This is a genomic window from Pinibacter soli (assembly GCF_029961145.1).
In the GTDB taxonomy this organism is placed as follows: domain Bacteria; phylum Bacteroidota; class Bacteroidia; order Chitinophagales; family Chitinophagaceae; genus Pinibacter; species Pinibacter soli.
Genome location: NZ_JASBRG010000007.1, coordinates 2,505,962 through 2,526,988, shown reverse-complemented (window position 1 = coordinate 2,526,988; position 21,027 = coordinate 2,505,962). Strand labels below are relative to the sequence as shown.

Here is a 21,027-nt window from a genome sequence, read left to right as displayed (position 1 = left end):
CAAATGGAACCGTTCAATCATTGTAACACGTATGAAATCTTTTCATTCAAAGAGCTTACTACTGTTTTTTTGCAGTTTGTTTTTTTTAACCAAAACCTTTTCCCAGAGTACTGCGGAAGATAGTATTGCCTATGCATCGGCTATAAAAAACGCGAAAGCAATTTATCATAAAGCGCTTTATCCGGAGGAGGGTTTGTATACAGGCCCCGAATATTATGGCTACCCATTTCGATTCCAAGAAGGACAGCCTTATTATTATAAAGACCAGATGGATACAGGCTGGATACAATACGAAGGTGTGTTGTATGAAAATATTGGTATGCGATACGATCTGATCAGGGATCAGCTGATCGTTACCCAACCAAAGAACAATGCCCGTATTTGCCTGATCAACGACAGGGCCAGTAGGTTTCACTTATTCAATACTACTTTTATTTATCTCAAAACAGATACTGCCAAAGCTGGAATTTCCTCAGGCATTTATGCGCTGCTTTACGAACACAACGACAATATGCTTGTAAAAAGAAACAGAAAAACGATAACGGAAGAGCTGAGCCTGGCCGAAGGTATTCTTCGTTTCATAAATGATAACAACTCGTTTGCTATAAAGAAAGGAAATAAATATTACCCGGTAAGTGGCAAGAAAGATGTGCTGAATGTGTATGCCGATAAGAAAAAACAGTTGCAGCAATATATACGCAGGAACAAACTGGATTTTAAACACGATAAGGATAATGCATTTACGAAAGCCGTGAGCTGGTACGATTCCCTATAAACCAACATCATCTACCCTGACCGACCAATACTAAATAAATGAAACTTTATTTCTGCATAGTAACCATTATGCTAATGCTCACCACTCATTTTGCTCTTGCGCAAAAAGAGAAAAAAATGATCACGGGATCATTTGAAGATATGCGGGTTGAGCAGTTTTTGCTGGAGCTGCAAAGGCAAACAAACTGTCACTTCTACTACGACACCGCACAGCTTGATACCCTTAAAATAAATATTTCTGTAAAAAATGAGCCGCTTGAAAAAGTGTTGGAGAAAGGGCTTGCAGGAACAGAGAATGTTTTTTCGATCGATGACAGCAACAATGTATTCATTACAAGAGGCACGCTGGTGAAAACAACACTTCCGGAAGGCTACTTCGATCCGGGTAATCCCAACAAATCCCGCAGCAGCGACGTGCTGGAGGAATACCAGGAAACGGAAATAAAACAAAAGGCCATTCTTGAAAATAAATTGTATGAAGTAGGCGACAAGAATGCGTCGCAGTCAGGCGGCATCAATGTAGCGGGTTATGTACGCGATGCGAAAACAGGCGAGCCGGTAGCCGGTGCCTCTATTTTTATCGACAAACCCAGAATTGGAACTTCTACCGATCAATATGGATATTACTCCATTGTACTTCCCCGCGGCCGGCATGTACTGAACATCCAGAGCATTGGCATGCGAGATAGTCGCCGGCAAATAATGGTATACGGCGATGGCAAGATGAACATTGATTTGCAAAGCCAGGTGCTCGCCCTGAAAAATGTAATCGTGTCATCTGCAAAAGCCAGCAATGTAAAGAGCACTCAAATGGGAGTGCAAAGAATAGACATCAAAGCGATCAAGCAAGTGCCGGTTGCATTTGGTGAAGCTGATCTGTTGCGAGTGGTACTTACTTTGCCGGGTGTAAAATCGGTGGGCGAGGCGAGCACAGGGCTCAATGTTCGTGGTGGTTCTGCTGACCAAAACCTTATACTGTTTAACGATGCTACGATTTATAACCCATCCCATTTCTTTGGAATGTTTTCAGCTTTCAACCCGGAAGTAGTAAAAGATGTTGAGTTGTTTAAAGGTAGTATTCCTGCTAAATATGGAGGAAGGCTCTCATCTGTATTAGATATTAAAAGCAGGGAAGGAAATAAAAAAGAGTTTACAGGTTCAGCCGGAATCGGGTTACTTACAAGCCGCGTAAATATTGAAGGCCCGTTGATAAAAGATAAAGCGTCATTTATTCTTGGTGGCAGAACGACTTACGCCAATTGGTTGCTCAAAGCGCTGCCTGACCAATACAAAAACAGCAAAGCAAATTTTTATGATCTTAACCTGAATGCAAACTATGAGATGAATAAAAAGAACACATTGTTTGTAACAGGTTACTTCAGCAAGGATCGTTTCAATCTTAACAATGACACGACCTATGGCTATGCGAACCAAAATGTATCAGTGAAATGGAAGCACATTTTCAATAATAAAATGAATGCGACAATTGTTACCGGTTATGACGGATATAAATACAATATAAGTAGCGACGCAAATCCTGTGAATGCATATGAATTGAAATTTGACATCAATCAGCTTTATCTGAGAGCCGGATTTAATTATTACCTCAACAGCAAGCACACAATTGATTTTGGCGGCAGCACACTGCATTACAAATTACATCCGGGAAATTTGCAGCCGCTTGGAGCCAAAGCAATCACAGTGCCTGATGTGGTGCCCGCAGAACAAGCATTTGAAAGTGCGCTGTATGTAAACGACAAATACAACATTACACAAAACTTAACCATAGAAGGTGGTGTAAGATATTCCATGTTCAACAACATGGGACCGCAAACGGTCAACAACTATGCTCCGGGTTTGCCGAAAACAGAAGACAATATCATTGACACATCTGTTTACTCAAAAGGACAGGTGATCAAGACATATCACGGTCCCGAGTTTCGTGTTTCTGCGAGATATTCGATCACAGACAATCTGTCGATCAAAGCGGGTTACAATACGCAAAGACAATACATACACATGTTGTCAAACACAACAGCAATGGCTCCCACGGACATTTGGAAATTGAGCGATCCAAATATTAAACCGCAATTTGGCGACCAGGTGTCGTTTGGTATTTACAAGAATTTCAAATCAAACACCATTGAAACTTCTATAGAGGTTTATTACAAACACATCAATGATTATCTCGATTATAAAAGCGGTGCGCAGTTGGTGCTGAATCATCACATAGAAACGGACGTCATCAACACCAAAGGCAAAGCTTACGGAATAGAATTTTTGATAAGAAAAACCCAAGGCAAATTGAACGGATGGTTGAGCTATACTTATTCAAGAACATTGTTGAAAATGGATGACCCAACCGTAGGAGAGCCTGTTAATAAGGGTGAATTCTATCCATCAAATTATGATAAGCCAAACGATGTAACATTTGTAGGTAACTATAGATTCTCGCACCGTTTCAGCACGTCGCTCAATGCTACTTATTCTACAGGAAGGCCAATAACAGTACCGGTTGGAATATTCTATTACGGAGGTTCTGCACGCACTCTTTACTCCGATAGAAACGCTTACCGCATTCCTGATTATTTTCGTGTGGACTTTTCTATGAACATTGAAGGCAATCATAAGGTGCACCAAAAAACGCACAACTCATGGACTGTTGGGGTATACAACCTGACCGGCAGAAAAAATCCTTACTCTGTTTACTACACCTCAGAAAACGGAAAAGTGCAAGGGTACAAGCTTTCCATTTTTGGAAGCGCAATACCGTACGTGAACTTTAACATCAGGTTTTAAAAAAATGAAAGAAGGAAAGATGAAAATAAGAATAGGGTTTTTATGTGCAATGGCAATATTACTTGCTGCATGTAAAGAAGAATACAACGTAAAGTTATCATCACCCCATACCGGATACCTGGTGGTGGAAGGGTTTGCCAATCTTACGCCAAACAGCAAAAGCACGATAAAGCTTTCACGTACAACGTCACTTGATTCCAGCTATTATTACAAAACAGAAAGCGGCGCAATAGTTTTATTAAATGATGATGCGAATGGCGCATACATCTTGTTTGAAACATCCCCCGGCGTTTATACGTCAACGACTGCTACACTGGATCCATCAAGAAAATACAGATTGCACATTGTTACGAGAGATCAAAAACAGTACAATTCTGCGTGGGTGCAGGGAAAGATGTCGCCTGCTATTGACAGCGTTAGCTGGAAACAAAAAAGTGATGGTGTACAGGTGTATGCCAATACCCATGATCCGCAAAACAAGACGATTTATTATTTGTGGGATTACAGAGAAACCTGGCAGTACAACCCAATTTTGTTTTCGCAAATCGTTTATAATCCAGCGACTAATACACTCGATCCCAGAGATCTTGTGAACAACGATATTCATACTTGCTGGATCAGTGCCAATTCCACCAACATTATAGTTGCCTCCACTGAAAAGTTGGCGACCGATGTGGTGTTTGAGAAACCTATTACTGTTGTCTCTTTTTCTACCAATAAGCTGCAGAATAAATACAGCATATTGGTTAATCAGTATGCGCTTACAAAAGAGGCTTATACATACCTTGACCTGATGCGAAAAAATACTGAACAGTTGGGTTCTATATTTGATGCACAACCATCTGAGCTGCATGGCAACATTCATCAGATAAGCGACTCGACAGAAGCGGTGGTTGGATTCTTTTATGCCACTTCTGTACAACAACAAAGAATATTTATATCCCGCAGCCAGCTGCGAGGTTTGGTGTATATAACAACCGGCTACGAGAATTGCCTGGAAGATACGGTACTAAATAATCCTGGCAAGATCAGAGAAGTGTTTAACGTTGGACCCGGTGTTGTAGTCGGAGTAACGCCTATTTATTTGGGTCCATCCATTATATCCTATACTTATTCAAGTAATTATTGCGCCGATTGCAGAGCAAGAGGCGGCAGCACTACCAAACCAGATTTTTGGCAATAGCCCTATAATAACTAAATACATTAAAGCAACCAGAAGTGAGAAATTTCAAAGGCTCTTTAATAACTGTTTTCGCGTTCACAATAGCCCAATTTTGTGTGCGGCACAGTCACGCTCAAAATGTTGCTGCATCTGTAAGGCAACATCTTTATAACTACAACAGCAAAGCCATACAGGAAAAGATATACCTGCACACAGACAAGAACTTTTACCAAACCGGAGAGATTATCTGGTTCAAAGCATATTCGGTAGATGCTTCTTTTCACAAGCCGCTCGACTTAAGTAAGGTGGTATATGTTGAGCTGCTTGATAAGGGCAATCGTCCTGTGTTACAGGCAAAAATAAAAATGGATAGCGCGGAGGGAAATGGTTCGTTATATGTTCCGGTGAATCTGAATTCAGGCAACTATCAACTACGTGCTTATACAAACTGGATGAAGAATTTTGACGAAGCATTTTTCTTTCGGAAAACGATCACGGTTATCAACGGACAAAAACTAAGCGATGTTGTTAAGAAAGGTATTGACAGTAGTTACGACGTACAATTTTTTCCCGAGGGTGGCAATCTTGTAAACGGTCTGCAAAGCAAAGTGGCATTCAAGATAAGCGATAAGTACGGAAAAGGCGTTGACTGTAGTGGAAGCATTGTAAATGAAAATGGAGAGAGCATTGCAGCATTTCAATCGCTGAAATTTGGAATGGGAAATTTTGTTTTCAAGCCTGAAACAGGACATAGTTATAAAGCCGTCATCAGGTTTAAGAGTGGGCTGAATTCTTCCAAACAATTACCGGCTGCGTTTGACAAAGGAACGGTAATGACCTTGAAGGAAAACGCTGCAAATATTGATGTGGTCATTAATGGAAACAATGATGATCGCACTGTGTATTTGGTTGCTCAAACAAGAGGTGTATTAAGGAAGACGCTTTCTGCTGCAATGCAAAACGGTGTCGCAAATTTTAGGATTAGTAAAACAGATTTGCCCGAAGGCATCACGCAACTGACAGTATTTAATGAAAGCAACCAACCTGTTTGTGAACGATTGTATTTTAGTTTTCCTTCTGGAAATGATACGCTTCAGATACAGCCTGATAAGGAAATTTATGGAAATCGAAGCAGAGTAAACCTTGACGTGCACTCTCAAAATATTGCTGGCAGGGCAAGCGCATCCATCGCTGTGTACAGAATTGATTCGCTGCAACAGCTTGATGACATGAAGCTGGGAGATTACTTAGCCCTCGGCTCCGACTTGAAAGGATCGATCGAATCTCCTTCCTATTATTTTTCAAAAGATAAAGATGCGGCAGCGGCTATTGATAACCTGATGCTTACGCAGGGTTGGCGAAGATTTGACTGGAAAAATATTTTGCAGGACAAATCGTCTTCACTAATCTATGAGCCTGAGATTAAGGGCCATATTGTAAACGCGAAAGTGATAGATGTACGAAACGGACTGTCTACAGAAGGAATTGAATGCTATCTCTCGGTGCCTGGTACAAGAGCTATTTTTCTTTCTAACGTGAGTGACGATTCTGGCCATGTTAAGTTTGAAATGCGGAATATGTACGGCGCTGCGGAAGTAATAGCACAAACAAATTCGATACGTGACAGTGTTTATAGAATTGATGTACAAAATCCCTTCAGCGAAAAATATACCAGAGATTCTCTTCCTCACTTTTACCTGCCGGTAAATAATCCTGCAACATTAACGGAACAAAGTGTAGCAACACAGGTTCAAAATATCTACACTGGTAATAAACAAAGACAATTTACAGAAGCAGGCTTCGATACTTCTCTGTTTTATTCAAAACCTGATCTCAGTTATTTACTCGATAATTACGTTCGCTTTACCACAATGGAAGAGGTGCTGCGTGAGTATGTACAGCTCGTGAATGTGAGAAGACGCGGAGGAAAATATCATTTTGATATTTACGATAACAACTCACAAAGAATGCTCTGGACCGATCCGCTTGTACTGCTTGATGGCGTGCCTGTATTCGACATGGATAAGATGATTGCATACGATCCGCTTAAGGTTCGCCAGCTTGATGTACTTACCCGTCGTTTTTATTTTAGTCATTCTGTTTATGATGGTGTGCTGAATTTCGTAACGTACAAAGGGGACTTGCCGGGCTACGAACTTGATTCAAAAGCAACCGTATTTGATTACGAAAGCCTGCAAAGCCAACGTGAATTTTACTCTCCAAAGTATGAAACAGATGTAGACGCAGCAAGTCATTTGCCAGACTTTAGAAACGTTTTGTATTGGAGCCCGAATGTTAAGCTTATAAATGCCACTACCTCTAAAATAGAATTTTATACTTCAGATAAGAAAGGGAAATTTGTTGCAGTGTTACAGGGCATCGATGCAAATGGTAAATGTATAAGCGGCATTCATTACTTTGAAGTGAATTAGTCTTCAGGCAAATTAGTTACAGGATCATCATAAGCTAACCCTGTAACCAAATGGCATTGCATAGATTTTAAGAAATCCGGAAAGGATTGAAGCTATACGGTTCAATCACCGTTATTTTTTCATGTTGTTCATTTCTTCACGCAATTTCCTGCCCGGCAGATACATTTGGAAACCTATGTTGAGATTAAGGTGATTGTTGGTGGCAGAGCTACCAAAACCAACGATGCCGTTATATTTCAAAAGTGTTTCAAGGCCTATGTTTGGTGTAAGAAAATAGGCAAAACCTGGTCCGAGACCAATACCAAGTCCATTGGTATTGTCGCCAACGGCGGGATTGTCGCCTTCTACACCAACATTGCCTTCAAAGAAGAAACGTGATTTTCTTACTACAATTGCGTTTTTATCGTTGATGTAATAGCGTCCCAATAGACCGATTCCATACGAAACATCTGTTCCCGCATTTTTAGCTGTTGACACACCTGCTTTGAGATATCCGCCAAGTGCAATATTGTCTTGTATGAACCATGCAGCCTTTGGATTGATCGTCATACGGAAATTTTGTCCAGAGCCAAGGTCAATATCAAAGTTAGCAATGTCCGCACCTATCATCACGTTTCCTCTTTGTATCTGGGCATGCAACATTTTGCTACTGCATAGGGCAACTATGCAAAAAATTAAAATTCTTTTCATAACATAAGATTTGATGAAAATAAGATGGAGATATATGGATCAAGCTTTAACGCTGGGTACGAAAGGCTGATATGTGAAGTAAAAAAACTGTGCCAACGAGCGAGGAATTAGAAATTAGGAATTAGAAATTAGGAATTAGGAATTAGGAATTAGGATAGGAATGTATTCAGCAGCGCCTAAGTACTGCTCTACATTTCCAATTTTCGATTTTTTTCTAATTTTGCGTAAATTCTTACGTAAAAAATTACCTTTATGAACATAATTGATGAATTAGGTGAATTAGCAATAGGCGCAAGAATGCGAAGACTGTATGATGTTTTCTCCAGAGATGTAATGAAGATATACAATGATCATAACCTCGATTTTGAAGCAAAATATTTTACACTCTTCTATTTGGTGAGCAAACGAAACGGCATCGGTATTATGGATGCTGCGGAAGAGTTAAGCCTTACACATCCGGCCATTATTCATCTCGCAAAAGATCTTGAGAGAAAAGGTTATATAGAATCTGTGAAATCTCCACTGGATAGCAGAAAGAGATTGCTAATGCTCTCGCGAAAAGGAAAGGCCGCACTGCCGGCATTTAAAGAAGTTTGGAACAAGATTGATAAACTAAATAAGAAACTGATGCGTGCGCAGAACAACAATTTGCTGAAAGCATTGGAAGAAATTGAGAATCTGCTCGATGAAAAATCTTACTATAAAAGATATCAAAACTTATAGAGAAATGGAAAACGTGACTATACTCGAATATTCACCGGAGTATGCAGGTGACTTTAAGCGATTGAATATTGAATGGATCGAAAAATATTTTGTAGTAGAAGAGCACGACATTGAACAGTTAAACAATCCGGAAGAATACATCATTTCTAAAGGCGGATATATTTTGTTTGCTCAATACAACAACGAAATTGTAGGCGTTTGTGCTTTGATAAGAACCAATGACGAGTCATTTGAGCTGGCGAAAATGGCGGTGTCTTCAAGTGTACAGGGAAAACAAATTGGTACAACACTTGGCATCGCGACATTAAACAAAGCAAAAGCTATGGGTGCCAATCACGTGTGGCTTGAGTCAAACAGAATCTTAGAACCCGCTATTCATTTATACAAAAAACTGGGTTTTGTAGAAATTCCGATAGCAGAAACGCCGTATGCGAGAGCAGATATTAAGATGGAAGTTTGGTTGTAATTGAAAATTGAAAGTTGAAAATGAAATGGAACGCAGATTGTTAAGATTTTGAAATTTTAAGAACGTAGCAAATAATGGCGACCATAAAAGTTTCTTGCCTCGACATTTTCAACTTTCAATTAATTTCTCCATTTCCTCCAGCAGCGCCACTTGCGCGGGATTGATCTTTTCCTTTGCTTCCTGCAAATTGAACCAGCCTGCTTTGTCTATTTCAGGAAATGTTTTTTGTTTGCCGGATTTTGGTGGCCATTCCATTTCAAATGTATTGGAAACAGTTGCAGTCTCGTCCACATCTCCTTCTATGGCCCACGCATGAACATGCTTGCCGCTTTTTAATTTTATAAGAGTAAGAGAAATGAAGTTGCCTTCCATTGCAATACCTGTCTCTTCCTTGAATTCCCTTTTGGCGGCAGCCAGCGGATCTTCTGTGTCATCAAACTCTCCTTTGGGTATTGACCATGCACCTGCATCCCTGCGTGCAAAGAAAGGCCCGCCAGGATGCACAAGAAAAAATTGAAGCTCGTCTTTCTTTTTCCTGAATACAACTAATCCTGCGCTTTGCTTAGCCATGATCAATTAATGATTAACAATGAATAATTAATAAGGAGGCATTCCTAAGTAAATATAGCACTCTGTTTCTTATGCTTAAAGTCAATTGCGTTCGAATAGCATTGAGCTTCTAATTCTTAATTTCTAACTCCTGTCCTCTTGCAAATGTTATTAGATTTGTAAATAATTTTTGCGCGAAGCATTATTATTCACAAAAGAGTTTTATGGAACGCTAATTGACGACTCACCTTTCAAAATAGAAAAAGCATGAAAGTATTTGTAACAAGAGAGATTCCTGAGATAGGTATTAAAATGATGAGGGAGGCGGGGCTTGAAGTAACGCAATGGCTGGAGAAACGAGATCTTACACAAAAAGAATTAATTGCTTATTGTCTTAACCACGATGCATTGTTGAGTTCCGGTGCGAATAAGATTGATAAAATATTCCTGCATAAATGTTCCCATTTAAAGGTGATAGCGCTTTTGTCCGTTGGCTACGATAACGTGGATATTGAAGAAGCGAAAAAGTTGGCGATTCCGATTGGTAACACTCCTGGCGTTTTAAGCGGTGCCACCGCCGACACAGCATTTCTCCTAATGCTTGCTACTTCACGCAAAGCATTTTACAACCATAAAAAAATAATCAAAGGTGAATGGGAGTTCTTTGATCCCATTGTGAATCTTGGAATCGAATTAAGTAACAAAACAATCGGCATATTTGGCTTGGGGAAGATTGGATATGTAATGGCGAAACGTTGCGTTGGCGCGTATGACATGAGAGTGATCTACCACAACAGAAGTCACAATAAAGAAGCCGAACAAAAGCTGGGCGCTAAAAAAGTTTCGTTTGAACAACTGCTGGAGCAAAGCGACGTATTATCCGTGCACACGGCGCTCACAGATGCAACAAAGGGCATTTTCAATAAAGATGCTTTCACTAAAATGAAACCGGGCTCTATTTTCATTAACACCGCCCGTGGCGCGATACACAATGAGAAAGATTTGATTCAGGCGTTGGAGAATAAAACGATTTGGGGAGCAGGTTTAGATGTAACGAATCCGGAGCCGATGCTTCCTGATAATCCATTGCTGAACATGCCTAATGTTTGTGTGTTGCCGCACATCGGCTCTGCAACAATCGAAGCAAGAACTGCCATGGCGAAACTTGCAGCGGCAAACATCATTGCAGGCGTAAGAGGCGAAAAATTACCAAACCCCGTAGAGACACGTTGAACGCGTCTCTGATACCAGCATGCGTCTCCCGGTACCAGCGATAAAGCACCAAAATATCCGCATTTTTATAAGCCAATTCTTCCTTAAAATTATATGAACATGCCTTGGGGACTTATAGCAATATTTTTTGCACTTACGCTTTTCTACTACATTTCCAGAAAAACAAAAGCAAGAAACGAAGAGCGAAGGGAACGCCTGAATGAAGCAGGCAGGCATATTTGGGTACTCTTCAAAAGAAACATAAAAGTGAAACCAATCTCGTAGAAAATGGCGAAGAATACGAAAACCACCCCTTCCGATAAACTAGACCACGATTAAACAATGTTGAAAAAAATAAAGAGTTTAAAAAACAAAAAGCACCGGAATATCCCGATGCTTGATTATTTGTCTTGAAAATCGAATTTTTAGGCATTCTCAAATTTTCAAATTGCTTGTGGAGAATACCGGGCTCGAACCGGTCACCTCTACGCTGCCAGCGTAGCGCTCTAGCCAAATGAGCTAATTCCCCGAAATGGTGGATTGCAAAAATAGGAGGGAGGAATTGTAAAACAAAAAAATGTTTCTAATAAAAAAGTCCTCCGTCAACGCGGAGGACTCCCTGAATTTTTATGCTGATTTTTTTATTCTTTCTAATCGCCCCAAATATTGTCTTCCTTGTTCAACCATTTTTTTACAAGATCGGTGGTAATTGATTTTGGACGCTCGATAGGCTGACCAAGCGCTCTATCCCAACAAAGGCTCGCCAATACGCCCAATGCACGGCTTACGCCAAATAATACGGTGTAATATTCATATTCCATCATGCCGTAGTGAACTAATAAAGCACCGCTATGTGCATCCACATTTGGCCATGGATTTTTGATTTTTCCCAACGATTGCAAAATTGGAGGCACTGTTTCATAAATGTTCCAAACAGTTTGCACCAATGCATCGTCCGGCATATGTTTTTTACCAAACTCCATTTGTGCAGTAAAGCGTGGATCTGTTTTTCGCAATACTGCGTGACCATAACCCGGAACAACTTTTCCTTCGCTTAAAGTAGTTTTTACGTACTCGGCAATTTGCTCTTTGCTTGGCTGCTCTGTGTTTAGTTTTTCGCGCAATTCGTAGATCCATTTGATCACTTCCTGGTTAGCAAGGCCGTGAAGTGGGCCGGCTAAACCGTTCATGCCTGCCGCGAAAGATAAATAAGGATCGCTTAAAGCAGAACCTACGAGGTGAGTGGTGTGCGCAGATACGTTGCCACCCTCGTGATCAGCATGAATGGTCATGTAAAGGCGCATCAGTTCCATGAATCCTTCGTCCTCAAAACCGAGCATGTGTGCAAAGTTTCCTGCCCAGTCAAGTAATCCGTTTGGATTAATATGTTGATTGTTTTTGTATTTACGTCTGTAGATGTAAGCTGCGATACGCGGCAATCTCGCGATAAGGTCCATTGCATCGTCAAAGACCGGATCCCAGTAGTCTTTTTTGTTGATACCCCGCGCATATTCTTTCGCAAAGTGGCTCTCTGTCTGAAGCGCCATGATACCCACAACAAACATTGTCATCGGGTGCGTTTCGATAGGAAGTGCGTCAATAGCATCAAATACGTGGTTGGGCACGTGCGAGCGACGCTGCAGCAATTCTGTAATAGTGTTTGCGTCTTCTTCTGAAGGAAGTTCATTGATCAACATCAGGTAAAAAAGACCTTCTGGTAATGGCTCGCTTCCTCCTTTTGCTTTTGGCAGTTTCTCCTGAAGTTCCGGAATTGAATATCCTCTAAATCGAATGCCCTCGTGCGCATCGAGCAGAGAAGTTTCAGAAACCAGGCCGGTTATACCACGCATACCCTGATAAACCTGTGCAAGTGTAACTTCACCAATAACATCGTTGCTATGATCTTTCAAAATGCCTTTTATTTCAGTAGCGGCTTCGTCGGCCTTCTTTTTGAACCTTTCTTTGAGTACTTCCATTGACAAGTGATTTTCAAAAATTATTAAAAATTCAGAATGCGGCTAAAGTTACTTAAACGTCGTTGGTGAAACAAATTAAATCAATAAGAATGCAGGTAAATTAATGCGCAATCGATGGAGAATTGAAATATTAAATCTATTTCAACTATGTGCTTTTAATTAAGAATTAGGAATTCATTGCCGCGAAGATGTGGACTGTCGGCGATGATTACTTATGCGTAAAAGGCTTCAATAAGGTCAGCCTGACGGCATAAATAGAGTGTCAGGTTGAGCTTTTTGAAGCCCGCTTATAAATTGAACGAGTTAAAGTGAGATCGGGAATGCCACACACCCAACCAATTCTTAATTCCTAATTCTTAATTATTTCGGTGCTCTTTTGTACAACCAAAACGCAGCAAAGCTGTAAATAATATTCGGGATCCATGCGGCCAGCATTGGGTGCAGGTTTCCTTTTGTGGAGAATACAGTGGAGAATTTGTCCATCACAACAAAAGATGCTGCCATCACAATACCTATGGCGAGATTTAAGCCACTTCCGCCACGTGTTTTTCTTGCGGCAACCGACACCCCAATTACAGTAAGGATTAAAATGGCAACGGGTGTTGCATTCCTGTGATGAAGTTCTACTATATAGTTGTTTAGCCCTTCGCCACCGCGTTGCTGTTCCGCTTTAATGAAGGCTCTTAGCTCAGGTGTAGTGAGTTTATCTTTTAAATATTCGTCTTTTCTCAGGTCTTTCGGAAGTACATTGAGCTTAAGAACCATTGTGTCGTGGGTGGTTAATTTTTCGTGCAACCCATCAATCGTGCGCTCCTGCACACGGTCTGCGATCCATTTTTTTGAGGCAGTATCCCAGTGCATATTGTCGCCACGAAGATTATAGTACACCGAGTTATTGCGGATCTTTTCAAGGAAAAAACTATTGGCGGCTTTTCTGGCGGTATCATAGTAGCGAAGGCCAACAAAAGTGTTGGAATCGGCGCGGAAGTAGAAGTCGCTGGAATTATTTGTACCTCCGGGAACGTATCCGCTGTTCCTGTCTATATATGTGGTCTGAAAATTGCTTCTTATTTCTTGCGCCCTTGGTATCACAAAGGCCATCATCAACCATAAGATAACGGCCAGTAATATACCTCCCATGAAGTAAGGTCTCAACATCCTATTATATGGAATACCGCTTGCAAGAATGGCTACGGTTTCTGTCCGCGCCGCCATTTTTGATGTAAAGAAGATAATAGCAATAAAAACAATGAGTGGAAAAATCATCGACACGATGAACGGCACAAAGCCGAAGTAATATTTGGTGACGATGCCGCCAAATGAAAGACCGGATCTTACAAAATCGTCGGTTTTTTCGCTCACATCAATAACTACAGCAATTGTCGTTATTGTAACAATTGTGAAAAGAAACGTTACCAGGAAGTTTTTAAGTATATACCAGTCAAGTATTTTCATGTAGCTTATTAAACGTGGCAAAAGTAGTGGTTTTAAAGTGTAACCGATGACCACGAAATCGTAAGGAATTCAAAAAAAGCGTAAAAGCTGTAAATTGCAGCGGATTGTAAGTTGCTGAAAATCTTTTCGTTAACAAGTTTTTAGCTTTCAGGTTTTAGCGCTATATTTATCGTTACAGAATTTATTGATATAGAATCCGTCTAATCTATGCTCATTTATTACCTTAAGAACGAAACCATCGAAGGACCTTATTCTGTCGAAGAGCTGAAAAAAAAGAAGTTGACTTCAGACACAATGATCTGGCACAAAAATTTTCCTGAATGGAAGCGATTGGATCAGGTTCCGGAAGTTTATGGACAGTTTGCTCAAAATGGAAATGGCTTCCACGAAACAGAGACCGTTACGATGCAGCTTGCCACTTTTGCACAACGATTCAAGTGGCTTTTTGTCTGGATAGGCTTCAACATGCTTGCGTTAGTCCTTTCATACGCCGAGGTTAAACCGTTTAATTATGTCGGCGACCCTGCAACTGAAAAGTTTTGGCCATTTGTCAAATTCACAGATGCCACGTACACTAAGATCAGCAGTAACCCTGATGTTTGGGGGACATTGGTCAAATTCAATGGGCTTTTTGCCAACTATGACTGGTCGGAATTTAGTGTGTACGTAGGAGGAACTTTATTTATCCTGTTACTTTATTATATGCATAAACGCTCAGTATAAGAATCGTGAATGGTGAAACGTGAAATGGATCACCCAATAATAAGTTTGTACATAATTGGAATGCCACGTTCACGATTCACCTTTCATGAATTACAATCTTGTTTTCAATAATTCCACCTGCTCATTTTTCCAACTCACAAAATCGCCTTGTTGAATATGTTTGCGGGCTTCGGTTACAAGGTGCAGGTAAAAAGCAAGATTATGAACACTCGCGATCGTTAGTCCCAAAATTTCTTTCGATTTAATAAGATGGCGCAAGTAGGCTTTTGAGTAGTAATTACTCGTATCGCAATCAATGCCGTCGTCAATAGGAGAAAAATCTTTTTCCCATTTTTTATTGTCAATGTTGATCACACCTTTGGAAGTAAAGAGCATCGCGTTGCGGCCATTGCGTGTAGGCATTACACAGTCGAACATATCCACACCCAAAGCGATATTTTCAAGAATGTTCCATGGTGTGCCCACACCCATTAAGTAGCGAGGTTTGTCAACCGGTAAATGGTCGCAGCAAAGCGCACAGATCTCATACATCATTTCTTCCGGTTCACCTACGCTAAGGCCGCCGATAGCATTGCCCGTAGCGCCTTTCGATGCAATGTATTCAGACGATGCTTTGCGAAGGTCTTTGTAGGTACTGCCCTGTACAATCGGAAACAGATTTTGCGTGTAACCATATTTGTCAGGGGTGTTGTTGAATTGCGTAAAACATCTGTCGAGCCATCGATGCGTAAGCTCCATGGAGGTCTTGGCATATTTGGTGTCACTCGGGTAAGGTGGGCATTCGTCAAATGCCATAATGATATCTCCGCCAATTGTGCGCTGGATATCCATCACACGTTCCGGAGAAAACAAGTGTTTCGATCCATCAATATGACTTTGAAAAATAACACCTTCCTCCTTGATCTTTCTGTTGTTTGCCAAAGAAAAAACCTGGTAGCCACCGCTATCTGTAAGAATTGGTTTGTGCCAGCCATTGAATTTATGCAGGCCTCCGGCGCTTTCAAGCACATCAAGTGTTGGACGTAAATATAAATGGTACGTATTTCCAAGAATGATCTGCGCTTTTACATCTTCATACAACTGCTTTTGGGTAACAGCCTTCACGCTGCCGACCGTGCCCACGGGCATGAATATCGGTGTAAGAATTTCACCGTGATCCGTTGTTATTTTTCCTGCCCTCGCTTTTGAAGCGCTGTCTGTCGTTTGAAGATCAAATGTTAAAGCCGCCATGTGTACTTGTTAAGCGGGCAAAAATAGTTAAAGGAATCAGGAATTAGAAATTAGGAATTAGGGATCGGCACGCAGATGACGCTGATTGGACTGATTTACACGGATCAATAACTGAATACCCGAGTAAACTGAATAACTGATATGTTGAATGACTGAAAGTCTGCACAAATAAACGACGGTGATCATCGGAAAAATCCGTGTAAATCCATCTAATCCGCGTCATATGCGTGCTCTCTCTAACTCCCTGGGAATGAGTAACCGAAAATTTAAAGAAATCATAAAATAGTCTTTAATGCCCAAAGTGTATATAACTCTGGCATAGGCGTGCCTTATTCGGCACAGTCCTTGTTTTAGGTTGGTTCCCCCCAATAAAAAGCTATACGCATCCCGACGTAGAAAGAGTAAAAACTAAATTAATTTTCTATCAAAAATTCGATTGTTATGAAACAACTCACAAAATTGAAATTGGGATTATTGGGTATTGGTGTAGCGGGATTGTTTTCTTTCTATACCGTACAAAATGGTGCTATTAAAGGAACAGTTAGTCCATCTGAAGGCGCAGTGCGTGCATGGGCATTATCAAGCAGTGATACGCTGAGAGCGGCAATACAAGGTGGCACATTTCAAATTACAAATGCCAAACCTGGAACGTATCGCGTAATTATAGAAGCCAAACCTCCTTATAAAAATATAGCGAAAGAAGATGTGAATGTAACCGAAGGCCAACCGACTGATGTAGGTGAAATTAAACTACAACAGTAAAGATAACCAGCTCTGTGTTGGCGTCTTCTTTTTCTAAAATCTGATTACTTTGATAACGACCACTATGGAATTCCATGTATCCGTTGAGCGCGGCCACTTGCGTTCAACGGATCTTTTTTTAACAGACTGATTAACTGAATAGCTGAATAACTGAAATGTTCTTATTTTGGACTCGCAATTAATTGGCAACAACTCAGTTATTCAATTATTCAGTTATTATGACTACCATTCCTCCTTATTTAAATCCCGGAGATACAATAGGCATCGTTTGTCCAGCTGGATACATGCCATATGAAAAAGCAGAAGTTTGTATCAACACATTGTTGCAATGGGGTTACAAAGTCAAAGTAGGAAAAACACTTGGAGGCGATTCTGTCAATTATTTTTCAGGCACAGATGAAGAACGTCTGAATGATTTTCAACAAATGCTTGATGACAAGGAAGTAAAAGCCATTCTTTGCGGCCGGGGCGGATATGGTGTTAGCAGGATAATTGACGACATTGATTTCCGGCAGTTCGAGAAGTATCCAAAATGGATCATTGGGTTCAGTGATATTACAGTATTTCATTCCCACATTCATACGAATTACAAAATTGCATCTATCCATTCGCCAATGGCGGCAGCTTTCAACGATGAAGGTTATAAAAGTGAATACGTTCTTTCACTAAAAGAAACGTTGGAAGGCAAGGCTATGCAGTATGCTTGTCCTGCTCATGAGTTCAACAAAACAGGAAAAGCAAGTGGCGAATTGGTCGGTGGGAATCTCGCATTGCTGGTACATTTGATCGGTTCAAAATCTGAGGTCAAAACCAAAAACAGAATTCTTTTTATTGAAGATATTGGCGAGTATACTTACAATATCGACAGAATGATGCTCCAGCTGAAGCGTGCCGGTAAGTTGGATGACCTTGCAGGATTGATCATTGGCAGCTTTAATGATATGAAGGACACCACAAGACCGTTCGGTAAAACTGTTTTTGAAATTATTCACGACGTTGTAAAAGCCTATAAATATCCCATCTGCTTTGATTTTCCTGTAAGCCATGACACGAAAAACTATGCGCTGAAAGTAGGAGTGGAGTATGAGTTGAGGGTGGATGAAAGTGAGGTGAAACTTAGAGAAATTGAAAATTGAAAGTTGAAAAATGGGCGTGCTGTAGGGGCGAATTGAAAACGCAGCGAGTTCCTGTTTGACGTTTGATTTTTACTTCATAAATGAAATTTATTGATTTTTAATCTTCATCAACGCTATCTATCTTTGCTGCATGACTTTCACGCAATTAGAATACCTCGTGGCGGTAGATAATTTTCGCCATTTTGCCGCTGCAGCCGATGCATGTTTTGTAACACAGCCAACACTCAGTATGCAGGTTCAAAAACTTGAAACCGAATTAGGCGTAAAAATTTTCGATCGCAGCAAACAGCCCGTTGTTCCAACAGAAGCGGGCGTTGATATTCTTGCGCAAGCAAGGAAGATCATCGCTGAGAAAAATGTAATACAGGAGATTGTTCAGCAAAAGAAAGGCATATTGACCGGTGAGTTGCGCATTGGTATTATTCCAACTTTAGCGCCATATCTCTTGCCGCTTTTTGTAAAAGGATTCAGTAAAAAATTTCCACAGATTAAACTGGTTGTAAACGAAATGATGACGGAAGTGATGGTTTCACGTTTGAAAGAAAGCCGCATAGACGTTGGTATTCTTGTTACACCTTTGCACGAAAATGGTATTAAAGAATATCCTTTATTCTACGAGGAGTTGCTGGCCTACGTTTCCAAAAAGAACGATTTGTTTAAAAAGACAGTTATTCAGCCAAACGATATCGCTGTCGATAAACTTTGGTTGATGGAAGAAGGACATTGCTTTAGATCGCAGATTGTAAATCTTTGCGACCTCCGGAAACAAAGCGAGCTACAACATAGTTTCAAATACGAAGCGGGAAGCATCGAAACGTTAAGGAGAATGGTTGAGGTAAACGAAGGTATAACCATTCTTCCGGAACTAGCTACAACAGATATGTCACCAAAGCAATTACAATTGCTAAGACATTTCCGCAACCCTTCACCTATGCGTGAAGTGAGCTTGGTCGTTCACCGCGATTTTGTGAAGAAAAGACTTATTGATGCGCTAAAAAGTGAGATCATTTCCGCCGTGCCAGAGAAGATAAAGAAGAATAAAAAGTCGTTTGTGGTGGAAGTGAATGGGGAATAATAACTGAATAAATTGAATAGACTGAGTGGTCGATTGACATAGTGCAAAATCGAAAAATAAACACTCAGTTTATTCAGTCCATTCGTTTATTCAATCATTGCCTTAGCAAAGAGTCTAACTTCTCGTGAAACAAAGGATAGTCATTAAGGTTGTTATGGCTTGCCCCTTTGATGGTTACAAATTCATCACCTGGTTTTAAAAAAGGCTTCAGCTTAGATGCGTTTCTATAAGTTATTACGCGATCATCCGTGCCGTGAAATATTGTTACCGGGTCAATAACTTTTTGCAAATATTCATACGTAGGCAAATTATAATGCAACATATTTTTTAGCGGATACATAAAAAAATATGTTTGCACTAGTCCACGCATGCTTGAGTACGGAGTTTCTAAAATTAATCGTTTGCAATCCCTGATGGAAGCCAGCTGCGCCGCAACACCCGTGCCCATGCTTTTGCCATAAATGATAATGCTGTCCTTTCCATATTTTGTACGCGCCAATTTATATAACTGCAGCGCATAGTCATAAAGGCGTTGTTCTGACATCTTGCCTGTGCTTTTTCCAAACCCAGGATAATCGATCATCCAGACTTCGTAACCATTTTTGGTGAAGTTGGGAGCGAATTTGGCGTACCAGCTGATGTTCTTTTTATTGCCATGAAAATACAGCACCACGCCTTTCGCAATGCTGTCCTTTGTTGTGAATTGAATGATGTTGAGGTTAGAAGCCGTATCGTAAGCAATGTTCACTTCCCTATGCGGAATATCGAAATTGTATGCTTCGTTCTTAGCTTTTCTTTCAGGATGAAAAAGAATCTGATCCTGCAAATAATAAAAAGCGATACCAATAGCGCAATACACTATGATGATAATTTTGATCCATTTGAAAACTGGTCCTCTCATTTTGCAAAAATAGGGGCTATTTGAAAATTTGAGGATTTGAAAATTTGAAAATGATATTAAGTTTAGAATTAGGAATGGAAATCAGGCATCTCGCATTAAATGAATTTTCATATTCCCACATTTTCAAATTTTCAAATTGGACTAATATTTCAAAATATCCCGAATGAAATTATGGTACTCATCAAAAGAGGGCAGGTTGTTGTGTCCGCCGCCTACAATGCGTATCAGCGTGATTTTGTTGGGGCTGATTTCCTGGAGTTTTTCGCTGTGCCTTATGGGGATCAATCTGTCTTTTGTGCCATGTAAAATGTACGTGTGGCAGTTTACGTATCGAATCCATTTATCAATACGCAAATGATATCGCAGTACAATGCTCACCGGCAAAATTGGAAGAAAGCGCTTCACCACTCTTGTGAAATTGTAGTATGGCGCATCGAGGATCAGATAGCGCGGCTTATTATCAGATGCGATCTTTGCCGCAAAGCCGCTGCCAATGCTTCTTCCATAAACGATGATGTGGTGCTCCGCAAATTGTTTGGCAAGAGCCGAGTACACAAACTGCACATCGCTCAGCATTTCTGATTCACTTCGCTTGCCTGTACTTTTTCCAAACCCCCGATAATCGATCAACACGACATCATAGTCATACCGGTAAAAGTCTTTTGCGCGTTTGGCCCAGCCCTTTATACTTCGGCTGTTGCCGTGTAAATAGAGGATCAAACCTTTGGGGTCCTTCCGGTAAAAATGCAAACCGTTTATCAGTACACCGTGAGCGATATCAAAGTTTAATTCGCGAAAAGGAACATCATATTTGAAAACAAAGTCTTTCTTTAGCTTTTCTGGTTTGAAAATGAATTTTTCCTGGAAAAAATATCCGAGAATAGAAAGTAAAATAATGCCCCCCGCTATATAAATAATGATGTGGCTCAATAAGTGGTCTGTTAGTTATTTCAAAATAGTAA

At 40.5% G+C, this 21,027-nt stretch carries 19 protein-coding genes and 1 tRNA gene; 12 read left to right on the top strand and 8 right to left on the bottom strand.

All coding sequences use genetic code 11. The features are described from left to right. The first annotated feature begins 31 nt into the window (after nucleotides 1–31). From QJ048_RS20630 to QJ048_RS20615, 4 genes are read left to right on the top strand one after another with little or no spacing between them, the layout of a single operon-like run. Entirely contained in the window at nucleotides 32–775 is a 744-nt protein-coding gene (locus QJ048_RS20630) for a hypothetical protein (protein ID WP_282336323.1), read from the top strand. Between the two features lie 38 nt (nucleotides 776–813). Further along, entirely contained in the window at nucleotides 814–3,573 is a 2,760-nt protein-coding gene (locus QJ048_RS20625) for a TonB-dependent receptor (RefSeq protein ID WP_282336322.1), read from the top strand. 4 nt (nucleotides 3,574–3,577) lie between these two features. Further along, a complete protein-coding gene (locus tag QJ048_RS20620) occupies nucleotides 3,578–4,756 on the top strand; it encodes a DUF4249 domain-containing protein (protein ID WP_282336320.1) in 1,179 nt (392 codons plus the stop codon). Nucleotides 4,757–4,791: 35 nt separating this feature from the next. Beyond that, nucleotides 4,792–7,167: a hypothetical protein gene (locus QJ048_RS20615; protein ID WP_282336319.1), complete on the top strand. Its 2,376-nt coding sequence runs from the start codon at nucleotides 4,792–4,794 to the stop codon at nucleotides 7,165–7,167. 111 nt (nucleotides 7,168–7,278) lie between these two features. Here the strand turns inward: QJ048_RS20615 and QJ048_RS20610 are convergent, their stop codons facing one another. Continuing rightward, nucleotides 7,279–7,857 (bottom strand): hypothetical protein, encoded by a 579-nt coding sequence (locus QJ048_RS20610; RefSeq protein ID WP_282336318.1) that lies wholly within the window; start codon nucleotides 7,855–7,857, stop codon nucleotides 7,279–7,281. 252 nt (nucleotides 7,858–8,109) lie between these two features. Between QJ048_RS20610 and QJ048_RS20605 the strand changes: the two genes are divergently transcribed. Then, nucleotides 8,110–8,580 carry a MarR family winged helix-turn-helix transcriptional regulator gene (locus QJ048_RS20605; RefSeq protein ID WP_282336317.1) on the top strand — a complete coding sequence of 157 codons (471 nt, stop codon included), beginning with the start codon at nucleotides 8,110–8,112 and terminating at the stop codon, nucleotides 8,578–8,580. 4 nt (nucleotides 8,581–8,584) lie between these two features. Continuing rightward, nucleotides 8,585–9,046, top strand: a complete 462-nt coding sequence (locus QJ048_RS20600; RefSeq protein ID WP_282336316.1) for a GNAT family N-acetyltransferase — start codon at nucleotides 8,585–8,587, stop codon at nucleotides 9,044–9,046. 108 nt (nucleotides 9,047–9,154) lie between these two features. Here the strand turns inward: QJ048_RS20600 and QJ048_RS20595 are convergent, their stop codons facing one another. Further along, the gene (locus QJ048_RS20595; RefSeq protein ID WP_282336315.1) at nucleotides 9,155–9,616 is read right to left on the bottom strand and encodes an NUDIX hydrolase; all 462 of its coding nucleotides are present in this window, start codon (nucleotides 9,614–9,616) and stop codon (nucleotides 9,155–9,157) included. Between the two features lie 246 nt (nucleotides 9,617–9,862). Between QJ048_RS20595 and QJ048_RS20590 the strand changes: the two genes are divergently transcribed. Next, a complete protein-coding gene (locus tag QJ048_RS20590; RefSeq protein WP_282336314.1) occupies nucleotides 9,863–10,828 on the top strand; it encodes a 2-hydroxyacid dehydrogenase in 966 nt (321 codons plus the stop codon). Nucleotides 10,829–10,927: 99 nt separating this feature from the next. Next, nucleotides 10,928–11,092 (top strand): hypothetical protein, encoded by a 165-nt coding sequence (locus QJ048_RS20585; protein ID WP_282336313.1) that lies wholly within the window; start codon nucleotides 10,928–10,930, stop codon nucleotides 11,090–11,092. 170 nt (nucleotides 11,093–11,262) lie between these two features. Here the strand turns inward: QJ048_RS20585 and QJ048_RS20580 are convergent. The 3 genes from QJ048_RS20580 to QJ048_RS20570 form a co-directional block, all read right to left on the bottom strand. Beyond that, nucleotides 11,263–11,336 (bottom strand) — tRNA-Ala (locus QJ048_RS20580). A 121-nt stretch (nucleotides 11,337–11,457) separates the two neighbouring features. Then, the gene (locus QJ048_RS20575) at nucleotides 11,458–12,783 is read right to left on the bottom strand and encodes a citrate (Si)-synthase, eukaryotic (RefSeq protein ID WP_282336312.1); all 1,326 of its coding nucleotides are present in this window, start codon (nucleotides 12,781–12,783) and stop codon (nucleotides 11,458–11,460) included. 360 nt (nucleotides 12,784–13,143) lie between these two features. Further along, a complete protein-coding gene (locus QJ048_RS20570; protein WP_282336311.1) occupies nucleotides 13,144–14,259 on the bottom strand; it encodes an LptF/LptG family permease in 1,116 nt (371 codons plus the stop codon). Nucleotides 14,260–14,445: 186 nt separating this feature from the next. Here QJ048_RS20570 and QJ048_RS20565 point away from each other — a divergent pair, with 186 nt between their 5' ends. Continuing rightward, nucleotides 14,446–14,961, top strand: a complete 516-nt coding sequence (locus QJ048_RS20565) for a DUF4339 domain-containing protein (RefSeq protein ID WP_282336310.1) — start codon at nucleotides 14,446–14,448, stop codon at nucleotides 14,959–14,961. Nucleotides 14,962–15,051: 90 nt separating this feature from the next. On the opposite strand, the gene tgt is transcribed toward QJ048_RS20565, so the two are convergent. Then, complete coding sequence (gene tgt / locus QJ048_RS20560) at nucleotides 15,052–16,191, bottom strand: tRNA guanosine(34) transglycosylase Tgt (protein ID WP_282336309.1); 1,140 nt, start codon at nucleotides 16,189–16,191, stop codon at nucleotides 15,052–15,054. A 441-nt stretch (nucleotides 16,192–16,632) separates the two neighbouring features. Between tgt and QJ048_RS20555 the strand changes: the two genes are divergently transcribed. The 3 genes from QJ048_RS20555 to QJ048_RS20545 all read left to right on the top strand — a co-directional run bounded on the left by QJ048_RS20555 (nucleotide 16,633) and on the right by QJ048_RS20545 (nucleotide 19,164). Further along, a complete protein-coding gene (locus tag QJ048_RS20555) occupies nucleotides 16,633–16,953 on the top strand; it encodes a carboxypeptidase-like regulatory domain-containing protein (protein WP_282336308.1) in 321 nt (106 codons plus the stop codon). A gap of 218 nt (nucleotides 16,954–17,171) precedes the next feature. Beyond that, nucleotides 17,172–18,089, top strand: a complete 918-nt coding sequence (locus QJ048_RS20550; protein ID WP_282336307.1) for a S66 peptidase family protein — start codon at nucleotides 17,172–17,174, stop codon at nucleotides 18,087–18,089. A gap of 130 nt (nucleotides 18,090–18,219) precedes the next feature. Next, nucleotides 18,220–19,164: a hydrogen peroxide-inducible genes activator gene (locus QJ048_RS20545; protein WP_282336306.1), complete on the top strand. Its 945-nt coding sequence runs from the start codon at nucleotides 18,220–18,222 to the stop codon at nucleotides 19,162–19,164. A gap of 94 nt (nucleotides 19,165–19,258) precedes the next feature. Here the strand turns inward: QJ048_RS20545 and QJ048_RS20540 are convergent, their stop codons facing one another. Both QJ048_RS20540 and QJ048_RS20535 read right to left on the bottom strand, forming a co-directional pair. Next, entirely contained in the window at nucleotides 19,259–20,065 is an 807-nt protein-coding gene (locus tag QJ048_RS20540; protein ID WP_282336305.1) for an alpha/beta hydrolase, read from the bottom strand. A gap of 141 nt (nucleotides 20,066–20,206) precedes the next feature. Then, complete coding sequence (locus QJ048_RS20535) at nucleotides 20,207–20,995, bottom strand: alpha/beta hydrolase (protein ID WP_282336304.1); 789 nt, start codon at nucleotides 20,993–20,995, stop codon at nucleotides 20,207–20,209. Nucleotides 20,996–21,027 lie beyond the last annotated feature (32 nt).

Excerpts from the sequence above, each read along its gene's own strand:
- QJ048_RS20585 (WP_282336313.1), top strand. The coding sequence starts at position 10,928 with ATGCCTTGGGGACTTATAGCAATATTTTTTGCACTTACGCTTTTCTAC.
- QJ048_RS20590 (WP_282336314.1), top strand. The coding sequence starts at position 9,863 with ATGAAAGTATTTGTAACAAGAGAGATTCCTGAGATAGGTATTAAAATG.
- QJ048_RS20555 (WP_282336308.1), top strand. The coding sequence starts at position 16,633 with ATGAAACAACTCACAAAATTGAAATTGGGATTATTGGGTATTGGTGTA.
- QJ048_RS20540 (WP_282336305.1), bottom strand. The coding sequence starts at position 20,065 with ATGAGAGGACCAGTTTTCAAATGGATCAAAATTATCATCATAGTGTAT.
- QJ048_RS20595 (WP_282336315.1), bottom strand. The coding sequence starts at position 9,616 with ATGGCTAAGCAAAGCGCAGGATTAGTTGTATTCAGGAAAAAGAAAGAC.
- QJ048_RS20600 (WP_282336316.1), top strand. The coding sequence starts at position 8,585 with ATGGAAAACGTGACTATACTCGAATATTCACCGGAGTATGCAGGTGAC.
- tgt (WP_282336309.1), bottom strand. The coding sequence starts at position 16,191 with ATGGCGGCTTTAACATTTGATCTTCAAACGACAGACAGCGCTTCAAAA.
- QJ048_RS20575 (WP_282336312.1), bottom strand. The coding sequence starts at position 12,783 with ATGGAAGTACTCAAAGAAAGGTTCAAAAAGAAGGCCGACGAAGCCGCT.
- QJ048_RS20550 (WP_282336307.1), top strand. The coding sequence starts at position 17,172 with ATGACTACCATTCCTCCTTATTTAAATCCCGGAGATACAATAGGCATC.
- QJ048_RS20610 (WP_282336318.1), bottom strand. The coding sequence starts at position 7,857 with ATGAAAAGAATTTTAATTTTTTGCATAGTTGCCCTATGCAGTAGCAAA.
- QJ048_RS20545 (WP_282336306.1), top strand. The coding sequence starts at position 18,220 with ATGACTTTCACGCAATTAGAATACCTCGTGGCGGTAGATAATTTTCGC.
- QJ048_RS20625 (WP_282336322.1), top strand. The coding sequence starts at position 814 with ATGAAACTTTATTTCTGCATAGTAACCATTATGCTAATGCTCACCACT.
- QJ048_RS20630 (WP_282336323.1), top strand. The coding sequence starts at position 32 with ATGAAATCTTTTCATTCAAAGAGCTTACTACTGTTTTTTTGCAGTTTG.
- QJ048_RS20620 (WP_282336320.1), top strand. The coding sequence starts at position 3,578 with ATGAAAGAAGGAAAGATGAAAATAAGAATAGGGTTTTTATGTGCAATG.
- QJ048_RS20565 (WP_282336310.1), top strand. The coding sequence starts at position 14,446 with ATGCTCATTTATTACCTTAAGAACGAAACCATCGAAGGACCTTATTCT.
- QJ048_RS20605 (WP_282336317.1), top strand. The coding sequence starts at position 8,110 with ATGAACATAATTGATGAATTAGGTGAATTAGCAATAGGCGCAAGAATG.